The sequence below is a fragment of the Streptomyces sp. R302 genome, from assembly GCF_012927245.1.
Taxonomy (GTDB): domain Bacteria; phylum Actinomycetota; class Actinomycetes; order Streptomycetales; family Streptomycetaceae; genus Streptomyces.
In genome coordinates this window covers 77,606-92,193 of sequence record NZ_JABBGE010000016.1, presented here as the reverse complement: position 1 = coordinate 92,193, position 14,588 = coordinate 77,606, and the positions used below count along the sequence as shown (strand labels likewise).

Below are 14,588 nucleotides of genomic sequence, written 5' to 3'. Positions count from 1 at the left end.
ATGCGCCGCCCCCCAGGCGCGGGCCTGCCTCAACCCCCGTATCCGCATTACGGCTTGCGGCCCACCGCGCCGAACTGGGCCACCGGGGCGGCGTCCGGGGCGCCCCAGCGGGAGCAGGAGACGATGCCCGGGGGGAGGAGGTCGAGGCCGGTGAAGAAGGAGGTGAACTCCTCGCGGGTGCGGGCGGTGATGGGCGGGGTGGCGTTCTCGTTCCAGAAGGCCATCGCCGCCTCGTTGCCCTCGCCGCCCAGTTCCGGTTCGAGGGTCGGGTGGGTGAGGACGAGGTGGCTGCCGGACGGGACGGCCGCCATCAGGGTGCGGACGATCTCGCGGGCCTCGTCGGTGTCCAGGACGAAGTTGAGGATGCCGAGCATCAGGACCGCCACCGGGCGGGAGAAGTCCAGGACCTCGCCGGCCGCCGAGAGGATCGTCCGCGGGTCGTGGGCGTCGGCGTCGACGTACTCGGTGACGCCCTCGGGGGAGCTGGTCAGGAGGGCGCGGGCGTGGGTGAGGACGATCGGGTCGTTGTCGACGTAGACGATCCTGGCGTCCGGGGCGACCCGCTGCGCCACCTCGTGGGTGTTGTCGGCGGTCGGGAGGCCGGTGCCGATGTCGAGGAACTGGCGGACGCCCGCGCCGGCCAGGCCGGTCACCACACGGCCGAGGAACGCGCGGTCCGCGCGGGCGACTTCGCCGATGCCCGGGTGGAAGGCGATGACCTGGTCGCCGACGGCGCGGTCCACCGGGTAGTTGTCCTTGCCGCCCAGCCAGTAGTTCCACACCCGGGCGTTGTGGGCGATGTCGGTCCGGATCCGGTCGTTCATCAGGGAGCCTTTCGCAGGACGGCGGCGAGGACGTCGACCCGGTTCGTGGTGATCGAGTCGATGCCGTTCGCGATCAGCCTACGCATGCTCCCGCGGGTGTCCGGCGTCCAGGCCGAGACCAGCAGACCGTCCCGGTGGATCCGTTCGGCCAGCTCCCGACCGACCAGGCCCCAGCGGTAGTTGAGCCACCTCGGGCGGACGCGATCGAGCAGCACCGGGCGCGGCGGGGCGAGCGAGGTCCAGGTCAGGGCGATCTCCGCGTGCGGGTCGGCGTCCCGGACCCGGAGCATCGCGACCGCGCCGGCGCAGTAGTACACGCGCTCGCCGGCGCCGGACTCGCGGACCGTGCCGACGATCGTGCGCACCGACTCCTCGTTCCCGCCGGGCAGATCGAGCATCAGCCGGTGCGTGCCGGCCGCGACCAGCGCCTCGCGGAGCGTCGGCACCCCGCCGGACGTCAGCTCGCGCAGCTGCTCGTGGGTGAGGGAGGAGAGCGGGCGGTCGTGGCCCCACAGCCGTTTCAGGGTGTCGTCGTGGAGGAGGACGGGCGCACCGTCCTTGGTGAGGCGGACGTCGACCTCGACCGCGTCCGCCCCCCGCTCGAAGGCGGAGCCGATCGAGGGGAGGGTGTTCTCACGGGCGCGGTACGGGTCGCCGCGGTGGCCTACGACAGTGACGGATCGCATGGGGCCATTCTTCGCCGGGGCTCAGCGCGCCAGCCACTCCTCCGTGTACGTGTCGATCTCGGCGGCGAGGCGCCGCTTGCCGTCCGGGTCGAGGAAGGACGCCTCCACGGCGTTCTTCGCGAGGGCGGCCAGGCCGCGCTCGTCGAGGCCGAGGAGCCGGGCGGCGACCGCGTACTCGTTGTTCAGGTCGGTACCGAACATCGGCGGGTCGTCGCTGTTGACCGTGACCAGCACGCCCGCGTCGACCATCGCCCGGATCGGGTGCTCGTCGAGGGTGGCCACCGCGCGGGTCGCGATGTTGGAGGTCGGGCAGACCTCCAGGGCGATCCGGTGCTCCGCCAGGTACGCGAGGAGCTCCGGGTCCCGGACGGAGCTGGTGCCGTGGCCGATGCGCTCGGCGCCGAGGTCGCGGATCGCGTCCCAGACGGTCTGCGGCCCGGTGGTCTCGCCGGCGTGCGGCACCGAGTGGAGCCCGGCCGCCCTGGCCCGGTCGAAGTACGGCTTGAACTGCGGGCGCGGCACCCCGATCTCCGGGCCGCCGAGGCCGAAGGAGACCAGGCCCTCGGGGCGGATGCCGTCGGTGGTGGCGAGCCGCGCGGTCTCCTCCGCCGCCTCCAGGCCGGCCTCGCCGGGGATGTCGAAGCACCAGCGGAGCACGGTGCCGAACTCGGCCTCCGCCGCCTTGCGGGCGTCCTCGATCGCCGCCATGAACGCGCGCTCGTCGATGCCGCGGCGGGTGGAGGAGTACGGGGTGATGGTCAGCTCGGCGTAGCGGATGTTCTGCCGGGCCATGTCACGGGCGACCTCGAAGGTCAGCAGCCGGACGTCCTCCGGGGTGCGCACCAGGTCCACGACGGAGAGGTACACGTCGATGAAGTGCGCGAAGTCGGTGAACGTGAAGTAGTCGGCGAGCGCCTCCGGGTCCGTGGGGACCTTGGAGTCCGGGTGCCGGGCGGCCAGCTCGGAGACGATCCGCGGGGAGGCGGAGCCCACGTGGTGGACGTGCAGCTCGGCCTTGGGCAGGCCCGCGATGAAGGGGTGGAGGTCGGTCATCGGGTCATCGTAGGCCGGGCGGGGAGGGGCGCCGGTGACGCCGTAGCATGACGGGACCACGAGGGGAGCCCAGATTGTCCGAGAACGCAGAGCCGCGCCCGCAGGACCGGGAGACCGCCGATCCGTGGGCCCCGCCGGAGCGGCAGGCCGAGCAGGCCCCGCAGGCAGGACCGGTGGAGCTGGACAAGCGTCCGGCCGCCGGCATTCCCGGCCCGGCTCCGGCCGCCGGCGCCCCGGCCCACGAGCAGCCGGCGGCCGCCCCGATACCCACCGGCCCGGCCGGCGGAGAGCTGCCGCCGCCGCCCGTCGCCCCCGGCGGCCCGGCCGCCTACGGCGCGCCGACGCCCCCGCCCGCCTACGGCCACCCGGCCGCCCCGCCGACCGGGCACGGCTATCCGCCGGCCGGCCCGACCGCGTACGGCTACCCGCCGGTCCACCCGGCGGCGTACGGGCCGATGCCCGGCCAGTACAACGGCATGGGCACGGCCGGCATGGTGCTCGGCATCGTCGGCACCTGCCTCTTCTGGTTCTACGGCGTCCCGTCGATCGTCCTCGGGATCCTCGCGCTGATCTTCGGCATCGTCGGCCGCAAGCGCGCCAACCGCGGCGAGGCGACCAACGGCGGCGCCGCCACGGCGGGCATCGTCCTCGGCATCGTCTCCGTGCTCCTCGGCGCGGCGATGATCGCCTTCTTCGTCTGGGCCGTCACGAGCTTCGAGGAGTACTCGGACAGCGAGGTCGACGGGCGGACCTCAGCGGTCCTCGTCGTCGGCGACCGCGGCTGATCCGGCCCCGGTACGCAGTCGCTCCCGGGCCTCCATCAGAGCGAAGCCCAGGAGGTTGAGCCCGCGCCAGCGGGCCGGGTCGTGGGCGCCGGGGTCACCGGCGGCCAGGCCGATGCCCCAGACCCGGTCCAGCGGGCTCGCCTCCACCAGGACGCGGCCCCCGGTCCCCAGCAGGAAGCTCCGCAGCCCCTCGTCCGAGGCGAACTTGTGGACGCTGCCGGCCACCACGATCGCGGCGCGCTCCCGCGCCCACACCGTCTCGTCGAAGCCGCGGACCAGCCGGCCGGCGTTCTTCGCCTCCGCCGGGGTGCGGGCGGCGAGCGCCGTCCGCTCCGCCTCGGCGTCGCCGAAGAGGCGCGCCTTTTCCGCCATCATCCAGTGCTCGGCCGTCGCGTACCGTACGCCCGCGACCTCGAAGGGCGACGGCCACCACTGGCTCAGACAGCTCTGCGTCAGCCGTCCGTCCGGGGCCGGCCGGTGGCCCCAGAAGTGCAGCCACTTCACCTTCTCACCCCTGCTGACCTGCTGTGTCAGCGCTTCGACGGTCATCATGCACGCGAGTCTGGCATCCGCGAGCGACAGACCGTACGAAGATTTTCCCGCGGCCTCGACACTTGGTCGACCGATTCCGTCGAGTAACCAAAAGGCAACAACGGAATCACTTGTTCGAGCCGTATCCCTCTGTCAGGATCGGCACTCAATTCGAGCTGGGACAACGGAGAGCGTCATGGGCAACCGCTTCCAGGTGACGGACCGCTTCGCGGACGGCGCGCAGTACATCGACGGAAAGCTCCGCGCCGGGACCTCGGGACACACGCACAGCGTCGTCGACCCCGCCACCGGCGAGAGCGTGTACACCTACGAACTCGCCTCCGCCGCGGACGTCGACGAGGCCGTGGCCGCCGCCAGGGCGGCCTTCCCCGGCTGGGCGGGCGCCACCCCCGGTGAGCGCTCCGACGCCCTGCACCGGCTGGCCGGGATCCTCGCCGAGCGGGCCGAGGACTTCGCCCGCGCCGAGTCCCTCCAGTGCGGCAAGCCGATCCGGCTCACCACCGAGTTCGACGTGCCCGGCACGATCGACAACACCGCCTTCTTCGCCGGCGCGGCCCGCCACCTCCAGGGCCAGTCCGCCGCCGAGTACTCCGGCGACCACACCTCGTACGTCCGGCGCGAGCCGATCGGCGTGGTCGGCTCCATCGCCCCCTGGAACTACCCCCTCCAGATGGCCGCCTGGAAGATCCTCCCGGCGATCGCCGCCGGCAACACCATCGTCCTGAAGCCGGCCGAGCTGACCCCGCTCACCTCGCTGATGTTCGCCGAGGCGGCCAAGGACGCCGGCATCCCCGACGGCGTGATCAACGTCGTCACCGGCAGCGGGCGCGAGGCCGGCGAGCACCTCGTCGGCCACCCCGACGTCGTCATGACCTCGTTCACCGGCTCCACCGCGGTCGGCAAGCGGGTCGCCGAGGTCGCCACCGCCACCGTGAAGCGGCTCCACCTGGAGCTCGGCGGCAAGGCCCCCTTCGTCGTCTTCGACGACGCCGACCTGGAGGCTGCCGCGCACGGCGCCGTCGCCGCCTCCCTCATCAACACCGGCCAGGACTGCACCGCCGCCACCCGCGCCTACGTGCAGCGCCCCCTCTTCGACGCCTTCGTCGCCCGGGTCGCCGAGCTCATGGAGACCGTCCGGCTCGGCGACCCCGCCGACCCGGCCACCGACCTCGGCCCGCTGGTCTCCCACGTCCACCGCGACCGGATCGCCGGCTTCGTCGAGCGGGCCCGCGCGTACGCCACCGTCGTCACCGGAGGCGAAGCCCCTGGTGGAGAGCTGGAGAACGGCGCATACTATCGCCCCACCCTGATCACCGGCGCCGCGCAGGACAGCGAGGTCGTGCAGTCGGAGATCTTCGGTCCGGTCCTGGTGGCCCTGCCCTTCGACACCGACGACGAGGGCATCCGGCTCGCCAACGACACCCCGTACGGCCTCGCCGCCTCCGCCTGGAGCCGCGACGTCTACCGGGCGAACCGGGCCACCCGTGAGATCAAGGCCGGCTGCGTCTGGGTGAACGACCACATCCCGATCATCAGCGAGATGCCGCACGGCGGATACAAGGCCTCCGGCTACGGAAAGGACATGTCCTCCTACTCCTTCGAGGAGTACACGCAGGTCAAGCACGTGATGTTCGACAACACGGCGGTGGCGGCCAAGGACTGGCACCGCACGATCTTCGGGGACCGATAGCAGAGTAGCCGCCCGACCAGCGGCGCAACCATCCCGAAAGGGCACAGCGCATGGAGCAGTACGAGCCCGACCGCCTCTCCGCCGCCCAGCTCGCGGCGATCCGGCGCAGCATGACGAGCGGCCGTGGTGCCCTCAGCCGTCGTTCGCTGCTGCGGGCCGGCGGCGTGGGCGCGCTGACGGTCGGCGGCCTCGCCGGCCTCACGGCCTGCGGCATCCCGCCGGCCAAGCGGGAGGGCCAGGGCCCTGCGTCCACCGACCGGTCCGCCAAGGAGAAGACCGTCGCCTTCTCCAACTGGACCGAGTACATGGACGTCAGCGAGGACGAGAAGTCCCGCCCCACCCTGGAGGCGTTCACCAAGCGCACCGGGATCAAGGTCAAGTACACCGAGGACATCAACGACAACGTCGAGTTCTTCGGCAAGATCAAACCGCAGCTCGCGGCCGGCCAGGACACCGGCCGCGACCTGATCTGCGTCACCGACTGGCTGGCCGCCCGCATCATCCGCCTGGGCTGGGCGCAGAAGCTCGACCCGGCGAACCTCCCCCACGCCTACGCGAACCTCTCCCCGCAGTTCCGCCGCCCCGACTGGGACCCGGGCCGCGCGTACTCGTACCCCTGGACCGGCATCTCCACCGTCATCGCCTACAACAAGAAGGCGACCGGCGGGAAGAAGGTCGACTCGGTCTCCCAGCTCCTCGACGACCCCGCGCTCAAGGGCCGGGTCGGCTTCCTCACCGAGATGCGCGACACCGTCGGCATGACCCTGCTCGACATGGGCAAGGACCCGGGCACCTTCACCGACGCCGACTTCGACGCGGCGATCGGCCGCCTCCAGAAGGCCGTCGACAAGAAGCAGATCCGCCGCTTCACCGGCAACGACTACACCTCCGACCTGGACAAGGGAGACATCGCGGCCTGCCTCGCCTGGGCCGGCGACATCATCCAGCTCCAGGCGGACAACCCGGACATCCAGTACGCCATCCCCAACGCCGGGTACATCACCTCCACGGACAACCTGCTCGTCCCCGCGCAGGCCGGGCACAAGGCCAACGCCGAGAAGCTCATCGACTACTACTACGAGCTCCCGGTGGCCGCCCAGCTCGCCGCCTACATCAACTACGTCTGTCCCGTCGACGGGGTCAAGGACGAGCTGGCGAAGATCGACCCCGAGCTCGCCGCCAACACGCTGATCCTCCCGGACAAGGCCATGGCGATGAAGTCGCGCGCCTTCCGCTCGCTGACCAGCGAGGAGGAGACGGCGTACGAGGAGAAGTTCGCCAAGCTCATCGGCGCCTGAGCCGTCGTCCACCCCCATACGAACTCCGGGACCGCAACCCATGACTGAGAACACCACCGGCGGCGACGTCCGACTCACCGGGATCAGCAAGACCTACGGCTCCTTCACCGCCGTCCACCCGCTCGACCTCACCGTCCCGCAGGGCTCCTTCTTCGCCCTCCTCGGCGCCTCCGGCTGCGGCAAGACCACCACCCTGCGCATGATCGCCGGCCTGGAGGACCCCTCCACCGGCACGGTCTTCCTCGGCGACCGCGACGTCACCGAACTCCCGCCCTACAAGCGCCCGGTCAACACCGTCTTCCAGTCCTACGCGCTCTTCCCGCACATGGACGTCTCCGAGAACATCGCCTTCGGCCTGCGCCGGCGCGGCATCAAGTCCGTGAAGAAGCAGGTCGACGAGATGCTGGAGCTCGTCCAGCTCGGTGACAAGGCCAAGCACAAGCCGCACCAGCTCTCCGGCGGCCAGCAGCAGCGCGTCGCCGTCGCCCGCGCCCTCATCAACCACCCGCAGGTGCTCCTCCTCGACGAGCCGCTCGGCGCCCTCGACCTCAAGCTGCGCCGCCAGATGCAGCTGGAGCTCAAGCGGATCCAGACCGAGGTCGGCATCACCTTCGTGCACGTCACCCACGACCAGGAGGAGGCCATGACCATGGCCGACCAGGTCGCGGTCATGAACGGCGGCCGGGTCGAGCAGCTCGGCGCCCCCGCCGACCTGTACGAGAACCCGCGCACCACCTTCGTCGCCAACTTCCTCGGCACCTCCAACCTCATCGAGGCCGAGGTCGTCGAGACGGGCTCCGGCACCGCGGACGTCGTCGTCACCGCGGGCGGCGGCAAGCTCCGCGTCCCCGGCGACCGCTGCACCGACGCCGTCCGCCAGGGCGGCAGGCTCCTCGTCGGCGTCCGCCCGGAGAAGATCTCGCTCGCGCACGCCGACGACGCGGGCTCGATCCCCTCCGGCCGCAACCGGGTCAGCGGCCGGATCGTCGACTCCTCCTTCATCGGCGTCTCCACCCAGTACGTGGTGAACTCGCCGGCCGGCGCCGAACTCCAGGTCTACGAGCAGAACATCGACAGGCGCGCGGGACTCCTCCCCGGCGCCGAGGTCGTCCTGCACTGGAACCCGGCCCACACCTTCGGCCTCGACGCCGCCCAGGACATCGACGCCGGTGTGGAGACGGTGGAGGACGCCTCGTGACCACCACCCTCGCCAAAGAGGCCCCGGGCCCGGTCGAGGAACCGGTTCTGCGCAAGCCTCCGACCCGCAAGCGGCTCGTCCCCTACTGGCTGCTGCTCCCCGGCATCCTCTGGCTGCTCGTCTTCTTCGCCCTGCCGCTCGTCTACCAGGCCTCCACCTCGGTGCAGACCGGCTCCCTCGAAGAGGGCTTCCAGGTCACCTGGCACTTCCGGACGTACGTCGACGCCTTCGCCGAGTACTGGCCGCAGCTGCTGCGCTCCCTGCTGTACGCCGGCACCGCGACCGCGCTCTGCCTGCTGCTCGGCTACCCGCTCGCGTACCTCATCGCCTTCAAGGCCGGCCGCTGGCGCAACCTGCTGCTCGTCCTGGTGATCGCGCCCTTCTTCACCAGCTTCCTCATCCGGACGCTGGCGTGGAAGACGATCCTCGCCGACGACAGCCTCGTCGTGGACGTGCTCAACACGCTGCACGTCCTCGACGTCACCAGCTGGCTGGGCTTCACCGAGGGCGAGCGGGTCCTCGCCACGCCGATGGCGGTGGTCTGCGGCCTCACGTACAACTTCCTGCCGTTCATGATCCTGCCGCTCTACACCTCCCTGGAGCGGATCGACGGCCGGCTGCACGAGGCCGCGCAGGACCTCTACGCCTCCCCGGCGACCACCTTCCGCAAGGTGACCTTCCCGCTGTCGATGCCCGGCGTCGTCTCCGGCACCCTGCTCACCTTCATCCCGGCGAGCGGCGACTACGTCAACGCCGAGCTCCTCGGCTCCACCGACACCAAGATGATCGGCAACGTCATCCAGTCGCAGTTCCTCCGCGTCCTCGACTACCCGACGGCCGCCGCCCTGTCCTTCATCCTCATGGCGATCGTGCTCCTCATGGTCACCGTCTACATCCGCAAGGCGGGAACGGAGGACCTCGTCTGATGACCTGGCTGCGCAAGAACGTCGTCGTCATCGCGGGCCTGCTGACGCTCGCGTACCTGATCCTGCCGAACGTCGTGGTCATGGCGTTCTCGTTCAACAAGCCGAACGGGCGCTTCAACTACTCCTGGCAGCAGTTCTCCCTCGACGCCTGGAAGGACCCCTGCGGCGTCGCCGACATGTGCGAGTCGCTGACGCTCTCGCTCCAGCTCGCCGCCTGGGCCACCGTCGGCGCCGTCGTCCTCGGCACCATGATCGCCTTCGCGCTCGTCCGCTACCGCTTCCGGGCGCGCGGCGCGATCAACTCGCTGATCTTCCTGCCGATGGCGATGCCCGAGGTCGTCATGGCCGCCTCGCTGCTCACCCTCTTCCTCAACATGGGGATCGAGCTGGGCTTCTGGACGGTCCTCATCGCCCACATCATGTTCTGCCTGTCGTTCGTCGTGACGGCGGTCAAGGCCCGGGTCATGTCCATGGACCCGCGCCTGGAGGAGGCCGCGCGCGACCTCTACGCGGGGCCCGCGCAGACCTTCCTGCGCGTCACCCTGCCGATCGCCGCGCCCGGCATCGCCGCCGGCGCGCTGCTCGCCTTCGCGCTCTCGTTCGACGACTTCATCATCACCAACTTCAACGCGGGCTCCACCGTGACCTTCCCCATGTTCGTCTGGGGCTCGGCGCAGCGAGGAACCCCCGTTCAGATCAACGTGATCGGCACCGCGATGTTCATCCTCGCGGTAGTGATCGTCGTGGCCGGGCAAATCATCACGAACCGGCGCAAGAAAACAGCAACAGCCTGAGCGAAGGCCGTCTCAGGCACCGAAGGAGTTGGAAACCATGGCCCCAGTCGCCATGCGTCTCGCTGCACAATCTCTCTCCGACGCCCAGCCCGTCCCCTTCTGGCTGGAAGACCCCGGCAAGCCCGGCGCCCTGCCCGCCCTCACCGGCACCGAGAAGTGCGACCTCCTCGTGATCGGCGGCGGATACAGCGGACTGTGGACCGCGCTCCTCGCCAAGGAGCGCGACCCCTCCCAGGACGTCGTGCTGATCGAAGGCCACGAGGTGGGCTGGGCCGCCTCGGGCCGCAACGGCGGCTTCTGCGCCGCCTCCCTCACCCACGGTTTCGGCAACGGCCTCTCCCGCTGGCCGGGCGAGCTGCCGAAGCTGGAGCGGCTCGGCGCGGCCAACCTCGACGCCATCGAGGACGCCGTCGCCCGCTACTCCCTGGACTGCGAGTTCGAGCGCACCGGCGAGATCGACGTCGCCACCGAGGCCTACCAGGTGGACGAGCTCCACGAGTGGTACGAGGAGGCCGACCGGCTCGGCCTCGCCGAGGGCCTCACCCTCCTCGACCGGGACGCCATGCGCGCCGAGGTGGACTCGCCGACCTTCCTCGGCGGCCTCTGGGACCGCGAGGGCGTCGCCATGCTCCACCCGGCGAAGCTCGCCTGGGGCCTCAAGCGGGCCTGCCTCGACCTCGGCGTGCGGATCTTCGAGAACACCCCGGGCCTCGACCTGGTCTCGGCCGGCGCCGGCATGGCCGTCCGCACCCCCTACGGCCGGGTCGCCGCCCGCCGCGTCGCCCTCGGCACCAACGTCTTCCCGTCGCTGGTCAAGCGGCTGCGCCACTACACCGTCCCGGTGTACGACTACGCGCTGGTCACCGAGCCGCTGAGCGAGGAGCAGCTGGCCGCGGTCGGCTGGAAGGGCCGGCAGGGCCTCGGCGACTCCGCCAACCAGTTCCACTACTTCCGGATCACCGCCGACAACCGGATCCTGTGGGGCGGTTACGACGCCGTCTACCGCTTCGGCGGCAAGGTGCAGGCGGAGATGGACCACCGCCCGGAGACGTACCTCAAGCTGGCCGAGCACTTCTTCACCTGCTTCCCGCAGCTGGAGGGGCTCCGCTTCAGCCACGCCTGGGGCGGCGCGATCGACACCTGCTCGCGCTTCTCGGCCTTCTTCGGCACGGCCCACCAGGGGAAGGTGGCGTACGCGGCGGGCTACACCGGCCTCGGCGTCGGCGCCACCCGCTTCGGCGCCGAGGTGATGCTGGACCTGCTCTCCGGGCAGCGCACCGAGCGCACCTCGCTCGACATGGTCCGCTCCAAGCCGCTGCCCTTCCCGCCGGAGCCGATCGCCTGGGCCGGCATCGGGATCACCAAATGGTCGCTGGCCCGCGCGGACGCCAACGGCGGCCGGCGGAACCTCTGGCTGAAGACGATGGACAAGCTGGGCCTCGGCTTCGACAGCTGACCCCTCCTGCCCCCTGTGCTGTGATGTAGGTCACAACTCATGGAGGGGAAACCCGCGTAAGAGCGGGGGCCCCTCGCGCTCTCTCCGTGTGGACGCGCACCTCCGCGCGTCCCCACGGAGAGGAGTTCGCACGATGACATCTACGGGGGCCTCCGGCGTCAAGGCCGCGGTGGAGTGGCTGGCCGCGGTCGCACCGGATCCCGACGCCTGCCGCTGGGAGTGGGAGCGCAACCCGCACGGGGTCGCCCTGCTGCCCGCCGGCCGGCGCTGGGACGTACTGATCCTGCCGGGCGGGCTCGGCCGCGCCACCCTCGACGTCCTGACCCGGCTGGTCGGTCGGCCGGGACCCGTCCTCGCCGACTTCGGCGACGCCCGGATCGGCTTCTTCGTCCCGCCCGGCACCGCCGCCCGCTGGCTCGGCACCGGCGTGCGCGGCGCCGGACCCGGCACCTGGATCGTCGTCCCGTACCCGGGGCGCCTCACCGGCGCGGCGCGCTGGCTGGTCGCGCCCGATGGACTCGGCACCCTCACCGACGCCTCGCTGCTTGAACTGGCCATGCACGAGGCGGCGGGCGCGCTGGCCGGGGAGCAGGCCCAGCGGGGGAGTGCCCCCTGACCGCCGCCCCCGTGCATGTCCCGCCCCGTACAGAGGTCTTGACCACTCGATTGGTCTGGACCATGCTGTGGCGCGCTCCACTCCGATCCCCCACCCCCGGAGGCAGTCGTGGACCGCACCAGACCCCTCACCCTGCTCCTGGCGGGCGCGCTCGCCATGGGCGGGCTCGCCGCGCTCTCACCGGCCGCCCAGGCCGCCGACTCCGAACTCGCCCGCAACGGCGGCTTCGAGGCCGGCCTGGACGGCTGGAGCTGTACGGCCGGCAGCGGCGCCGTCGTCACCACGCCCGTGCACGGCGGGACGAAGGCCCTCCAGGCCACCCCCGCCGGCAGCGACAACGCCACGTGCTCCCAGACCATCACCGTGCGGCCCGACTCGACGTACACGCTGAGCGGCTGGGTCCGCGGCAGCTACGTCTACCTGGGCGTCACCGGCACCGGCACCACCGACGGGTACACCTGGACCCAGTCGGCCCCCGACTGGCAGAAGCTCAGCACCTCCTTCACCGCCGGCGCCACCACCACCTCGGTCACGATCTACACCCACGGCTGGTACGGCACCCCCGCCTACCAGGCCGACGACCTCTCCCTCTACGGCCCCGGCGGCGCCCCGGTGGAGATACCCGCCACCCCCACGGGCCTCGCCGCCGGCAGCCCGACCTCCACCTCGGTGCCGCTCAACTGGCCGGCGGTCGCGGGAGCCACCTCGTACCGGATCTACCGCGGCGGCACCGCCGTCGGCACGGCCACCGGCACCTCGTACACCGCCACCGGCCTCACCCCGAACACCGCCTACAGCTTCCAGGTCTCGGCCGTGAACAGCGCCGGCGAGTCCGCCCGGTCCACGGCCGTCACCGCCACCACGACCTCCGGAGGAGGCGGCGGAGGCGGCGAACTGCCCGCCCGCGCCCTCGTCGGCTACCTCCACGCCAGCTTCGCCAACGGCTCCGGCTACACCCGCATGGCCGACGTGCCCGACTCCTGGGACGTCGTCAACCTCGCCTTCGGCGAACCGACCTCGGTGACCTCCGGCGACATCCGCTTCACGCTCTGCCCGGTCGCCGAGTGCCCGACCGTCGAGTCCGAGGCCGACTTCAAGGCGGCGATCAAGGCCAAGCAGGCCGCCGGCAAGAAGGTCCTCATCTCCATCGGCGGCCAGAACGGCCAGGTCCAGCTCGCCACCACCGCCGCCCGCGACACCTTCGTCTCCTCCGTCTCGAAGATCATCGACGAGTACGGCCTCGACGGCCTCGACATCGACTTCGAGGGCCACTCGCTCTCGCTCCGGAACGGCGACACCGACTTCCGCAACCCGACCTCGCCGGTGATCGTCAACCTCATCCAGGCGGTCAAGACCCTCAAGGCCAGGTACGGCGCGAAGTTCGTCCTGACGATGGCCCCCGAGACCTTCTTCGTCCAGCTCGGCTACCAGTACTACGGCTCAGGCCCCTGGGGCGGCCAGGACCCGCGCGCCGGCGCGTACCTCCCGGTCATCCACGCCCTGCGCGACGACCTCACCCTGCTGCACGTCCAGGACTACAACTCGGGCTCCATCATGGGCCTCGACAACCAGTACCACTCCATGGGCGGCGCCGACTTCCACATCGCCATGACCGACATGCTGCTCACCGGCTTCCCGGTCGCCGGCAACAGCGAGCGCTTCTTCCCGGGCCTGCGCCCCGAGCAGGTCGCCATCGGCCTCCCGGCCTCCACCCAGGCGGGCAACGGCCACACCAGCCCCACCGAGGTGAACAAGGCCCTCGACTGCCTCACCAAGAAGCAGAACTGCGGCACCTACCAGACCCACGGCACCTGGTCGTCGCTGCGCGGCCTGATGACCTGGTCGATCAACTGGGACCGCTTCAACCAGTGGGAGTTCAGCCGGAACTTCGACACGTACTTCGGGTAGAACGCAGCCAATTGGAACCGACCCCCAGGATCAGGAACCCGAGGCAGCCACTGGCCACCACGTCCAGCGGCCAGTGGAAGCCCCGCAGCACCAGCCCCGTCCCCGTCACCGCCGTCAGCACGGCGGCGACGGGGACGAGCCGTCGCGAGACCAGCCAGGCGGCACCGAAATACGCCACCATGGCCGTCGCCGTATGCCCGGAGGGGTAGTAGCCGTGGGCCCAGGGTTCGAGGGGCCCGGGCCGCGCCGTCCACTCCTTCAGCGGTACGACGAGGAGCGGTACGGCGGCCATGGCGAGCCCGGCGAAGAGCGCCTCCCGTCGGCGGCCGCGACCCGCGGCGTACGCCATCGCGGCGGCGAGTACGGGGAGGGCGACCGTCAGATTGCCGAGGTCGGAGGCGAGTTCGCTCAGTCGGCGGGGGACGGTGTCCACGAGGGAACGGGACACCCGCTCGTCGAGCCTGGTCAAGGGGCCGTGGACGAGCACCTGCCAGGTCACGACGGCGAGGGCGACGAGCGCCGAGAAGAGAGCCGGCCGCCCTGGAACAGGGGGGGTGGTTCCGGGGCGGCCGGGAGGACCGGGCTGCCGCGCGCCCCGGGGGGTGTGGGGCGGGCGGCCATCCGATCGGTGAGGAATCCCGGAGCACGAGGCTCCGGTGGTGTGCGCTTCGGCACGGTCCGGGCGGGGCTGGGGATGCTCCGCCCCGGGTGTTTCTCTCATCTGGAGACGACCGTACGGCACGCGAAGGGGGACCGACAGCGGGAAACGCGTCCCGCCATCGGCCCCCCACAGAGTCTTCAC

General features: G+C 71.2%; 14 protein-coding genes. 9 read left to right on the top strand and 5 right to left on the bottom strand.

Annotation, left to right across the window (positions count from 1 at the left end):
- Positions 1-47: 47 nt before the first annotated feature.
- The 3 genes from HHL19_RS35035 to HHL19_RS35025 are packed head-to-tail and all read right to left on the bottom strand — an operon-like array spanning position 48 to position 2,563.
- Positions 48-824 (bottom strand): SAM-dependent methyltransferase, encoded by a 777-nt coding sequence (locus HHL19_RS35035; RefSeq protein WP_169094446.1) that lies wholly within the window; start codon positions 822-824, stop codon positions 48-50.
- A complete protein-coding gene (locus HHL19_RS35030) occupies positions 824-1,510 on the bottom strand; it encodes a glycerophosphodiester phosphodiesterase (RefSeq protein ID WP_169094445.1) in 687 nt (228 codons plus the stop codon). The genes HHL19_RS35035 and HHL19_RS35030 overlap by 1 nt, the downstream gene beginning before the upstream one ends.
- A 21-nt stretch (positions 1,511-1,531) precedes the next feature.
- Positions 1,532-2,563 (bottom strand): adenosine deaminase, encoded by a 1,032-nt coding sequence (locus HHL19_RS35025; RefSeq protein WP_169094444.1) that lies wholly within the window; start codon positions 2,561-2,563, stop codon positions 1,532-1,534.
- A 74-nt stretch (positions 2,564-2,637) separates the two neighbouring features.
- Between HHL19_RS35025 and HHL19_RS35020 the strand changes: the two genes are divergently transcribed.
- The gene (locus HHL19_RS35020; protein WP_240982058.1) at positions 2,638-3,348 is read left to right on the top strand and encodes a DUF4190 domain-containing protein; all 711 of its coding nucleotides are present in this window, start codon (positions 2,638-2,640) and stop codon (positions 3,346-3,348) included.
- Here HHL19_RS35020 and HHL19_RS35015 read toward each other — a convergent pair.
- Positions 3,316-3,900, bottom strand: coding sequence for an NADAR family protein (locus HHL19_RS35015; RefSeq protein ID WP_169094443.1), 585 nt, complete (start codon positions 3,898-3,900; stop codon positions 3,316-3,318). The genes HHL19_RS35020 and HHL19_RS35015 overlap by 33 nt on opposite strands.
- A gap of 175 nt (positions 3,901-4,075) precedes the next feature.
- Here HHL19_RS35015 and HHL19_RS35010 point away from each other — a divergent pair, with 175 nt between their 5' ends.
- The 8 genes from HHL19_RS35010 to HHL19_RS34975 all read left to right on the top strand — a co-directional run bounded on the left by HHL19_RS35010 (position 4,076) and on the right by HHL19_RS34975 (position 13,786).
- The gene (locus HHL19_RS35010; RefSeq protein WP_169094442.1) at positions 4,076-5,590 is read left to right on the top strand and encodes a gamma-aminobutyraldehyde dehydrogenase; all 1,515 of its coding nucleotides are present in this window, start codon (positions 4,076-4,078) and stop codon (positions 5,588-5,590) included.
- Positions 5,591-5,640: 50 nt separating this feature from the next.
- The gene (locus HHL19_RS35005) at positions 5,641-6,888 is read left to right on the top strand and encodes a spermidine/putrescine ABC transporter substrate-binding protein (RefSeq protein ID WP_169094441.1); all 1,248 of its coding nucleotides are present in this window, start codon (positions 5,641-5,643) and stop codon (positions 6,886-6,888) included.
- Between the two features lie 40 nt (positions 6,889-6,928).
- The gene (locus HHL19_RS35000) at positions 6,929-8,086 is read left to right on the top strand and encodes an ABC transporter ATP-binding protein (RefSeq protein ID WP_169094440.1); all 1,158 of its coding nucleotides are present in this window, start codon (positions 6,929-6,931) and stop codon (positions 8,084-8,086) included.
- Entirely contained in the window at positions 8,083-9,012 is a 930-nt protein-coding gene (locus HHL19_RS34995; RefSeq protein ID WP_169094439.1) for an ABC transporter permease, read from the top strand. The genes HHL19_RS35000 and HHL19_RS34995 overlap by 4 nt, the downstream gene beginning before the upstream one ends.
- Positions 9,012-9,806 (top strand): ABC transporter permease, encoded by a 795-nt coding sequence (locus HHL19_RS34990; protein ID WP_169094438.1) that lies wholly within the window; start codon positions 9,012-9,014, stop codon positions 9,804-9,806. Before HHL19_RS34995 ends, HHL19_RS34990 begins: the two co-directional genes overlap by 1 nt.
- A gap of 37 nt (positions 9,807-9,843) precedes the next feature.
- Positions 9,844-11,262: an FAD-binding oxidoreductase gene (locus HHL19_RS34985; protein WP_169094437.1), complete on the top strand. Its 1,419-nt coding sequence runs from the start codon at positions 9,844-9,846 to the stop codon at positions 11,260-11,262.
- A gap of 133 nt (positions 11,263-11,395) precedes the next feature.
- Positions 11,396-11,878 (top strand): hypothetical protein, encoded by a 483-nt coding sequence (locus HHL19_RS34980; protein ID WP_169094436.1) that lies wholly within the window; start codon positions 11,396-11,398, stop codon positions 11,876-11,878.
- Positions 11,879-12,034: 156 nt separating this feature from the next.
- Positions 12,035-13,786: a glycosyl hydrolase family 18 protein gene (locus HHL19_RS34975; protein WP_169094475.1), complete on the top strand. Its 1,752-nt coding sequence runs from the start codon at positions 12,035-12,037 to the stop codon at positions 13,784-13,786.
- Here the strand turns inward: HHL19_RS34975 and HHL19_RS34970 are convergent.
- On the bottom strand, positions 13,755-14,285 hold the full coding sequence (locus HHL19_RS34970) for a phosphatase PAP2 family protein (protein ID WP_346768570.1): 531 nt from the start codon (positions 14,283-14,285) through the stop codon (positions 13,755-13,757). The genes HHL19_RS34975 and HHL19_RS34970 overlap by 32 nt on opposite strands.
- Between the last annotated feature and the right edge of the window lie 303 nt (positions 14,286-14,588).

Coding starts and splice junctions, on each gene's coding strand:
- HHL19_RS35035 (WP_169094446.1), bottom strand. CDS start 824: ATGAACGACCGGATCCGGACCGACATCGCCCACAACGCCCGGGTGTGG.
- HHL19_RS35030 (WP_169094445.1), bottom strand. CDS start 1,510: ATGCGATCCGTCACTGTCGTAGGCCACCGCGGCGACCCGTACCGCGCC.
- HHL19_RS35025 (WP_169094444.1), bottom strand. CDS start 2,563: ATGACCGACCTCCACCCCTTCATCGCGGGCCTGCCCAAGGCCGAGCTG.
- HHL19_RS35015 (WP_169094443.1), bottom strand. CDS start 3,900: ATGATGACCGTCGAAGCGCTGACACAGCAGGTCAGCAGGGGTGAGAAG.
- HHL19_RS35010 (WP_169094442.1), top strand. CDS start 4,076: ATGGGCAACCGCTTCCAGGTGACGGACCGCTTCGCGGACGGCGCGCAG.
- HHL19_RS35005 (WP_169094441.1), top strand. CDS start 5,641: ATGGAGCAGTACGAGCCCGACCGCCTCTCCGCCGCCCAGCTCGCGGCG.
- HHL19_RS35000 (WP_169094440.1), top strand. CDS start 6,929: ATGACTGAGAACACCACCGGCGGCGACGTCCGACTCACCGGGATCAGC.
- HHL19_RS34990 (WP_169094438.1), top strand. CDS start 9,012: ATGACCTGGCTGCGCAAGAACGTCGTCGTCATCGCGGGCCTGCTGACG.
- HHL19_RS34985 (WP_169094437.1), top strand. CDS start 9,844: ATGGCCCCAGTCGCCATGCGTCTCGCTGCACAATCTCTCTCCGACGCC.
- HHL19_RS34980 (WP_169094436.1), top strand. CDS start 11,396: ATGACATCTACGGGGGCCTCCGGCGTCAAGGCCGCGGTGGAGTGGCTG.
- HHL19_RS34975 (WP_169094475.1), top strand. CDS start 12,035: ATGGGCGGGCTCGCCGCGCTCTCACCGGCCGCCCAGGCCGCCGACTCC.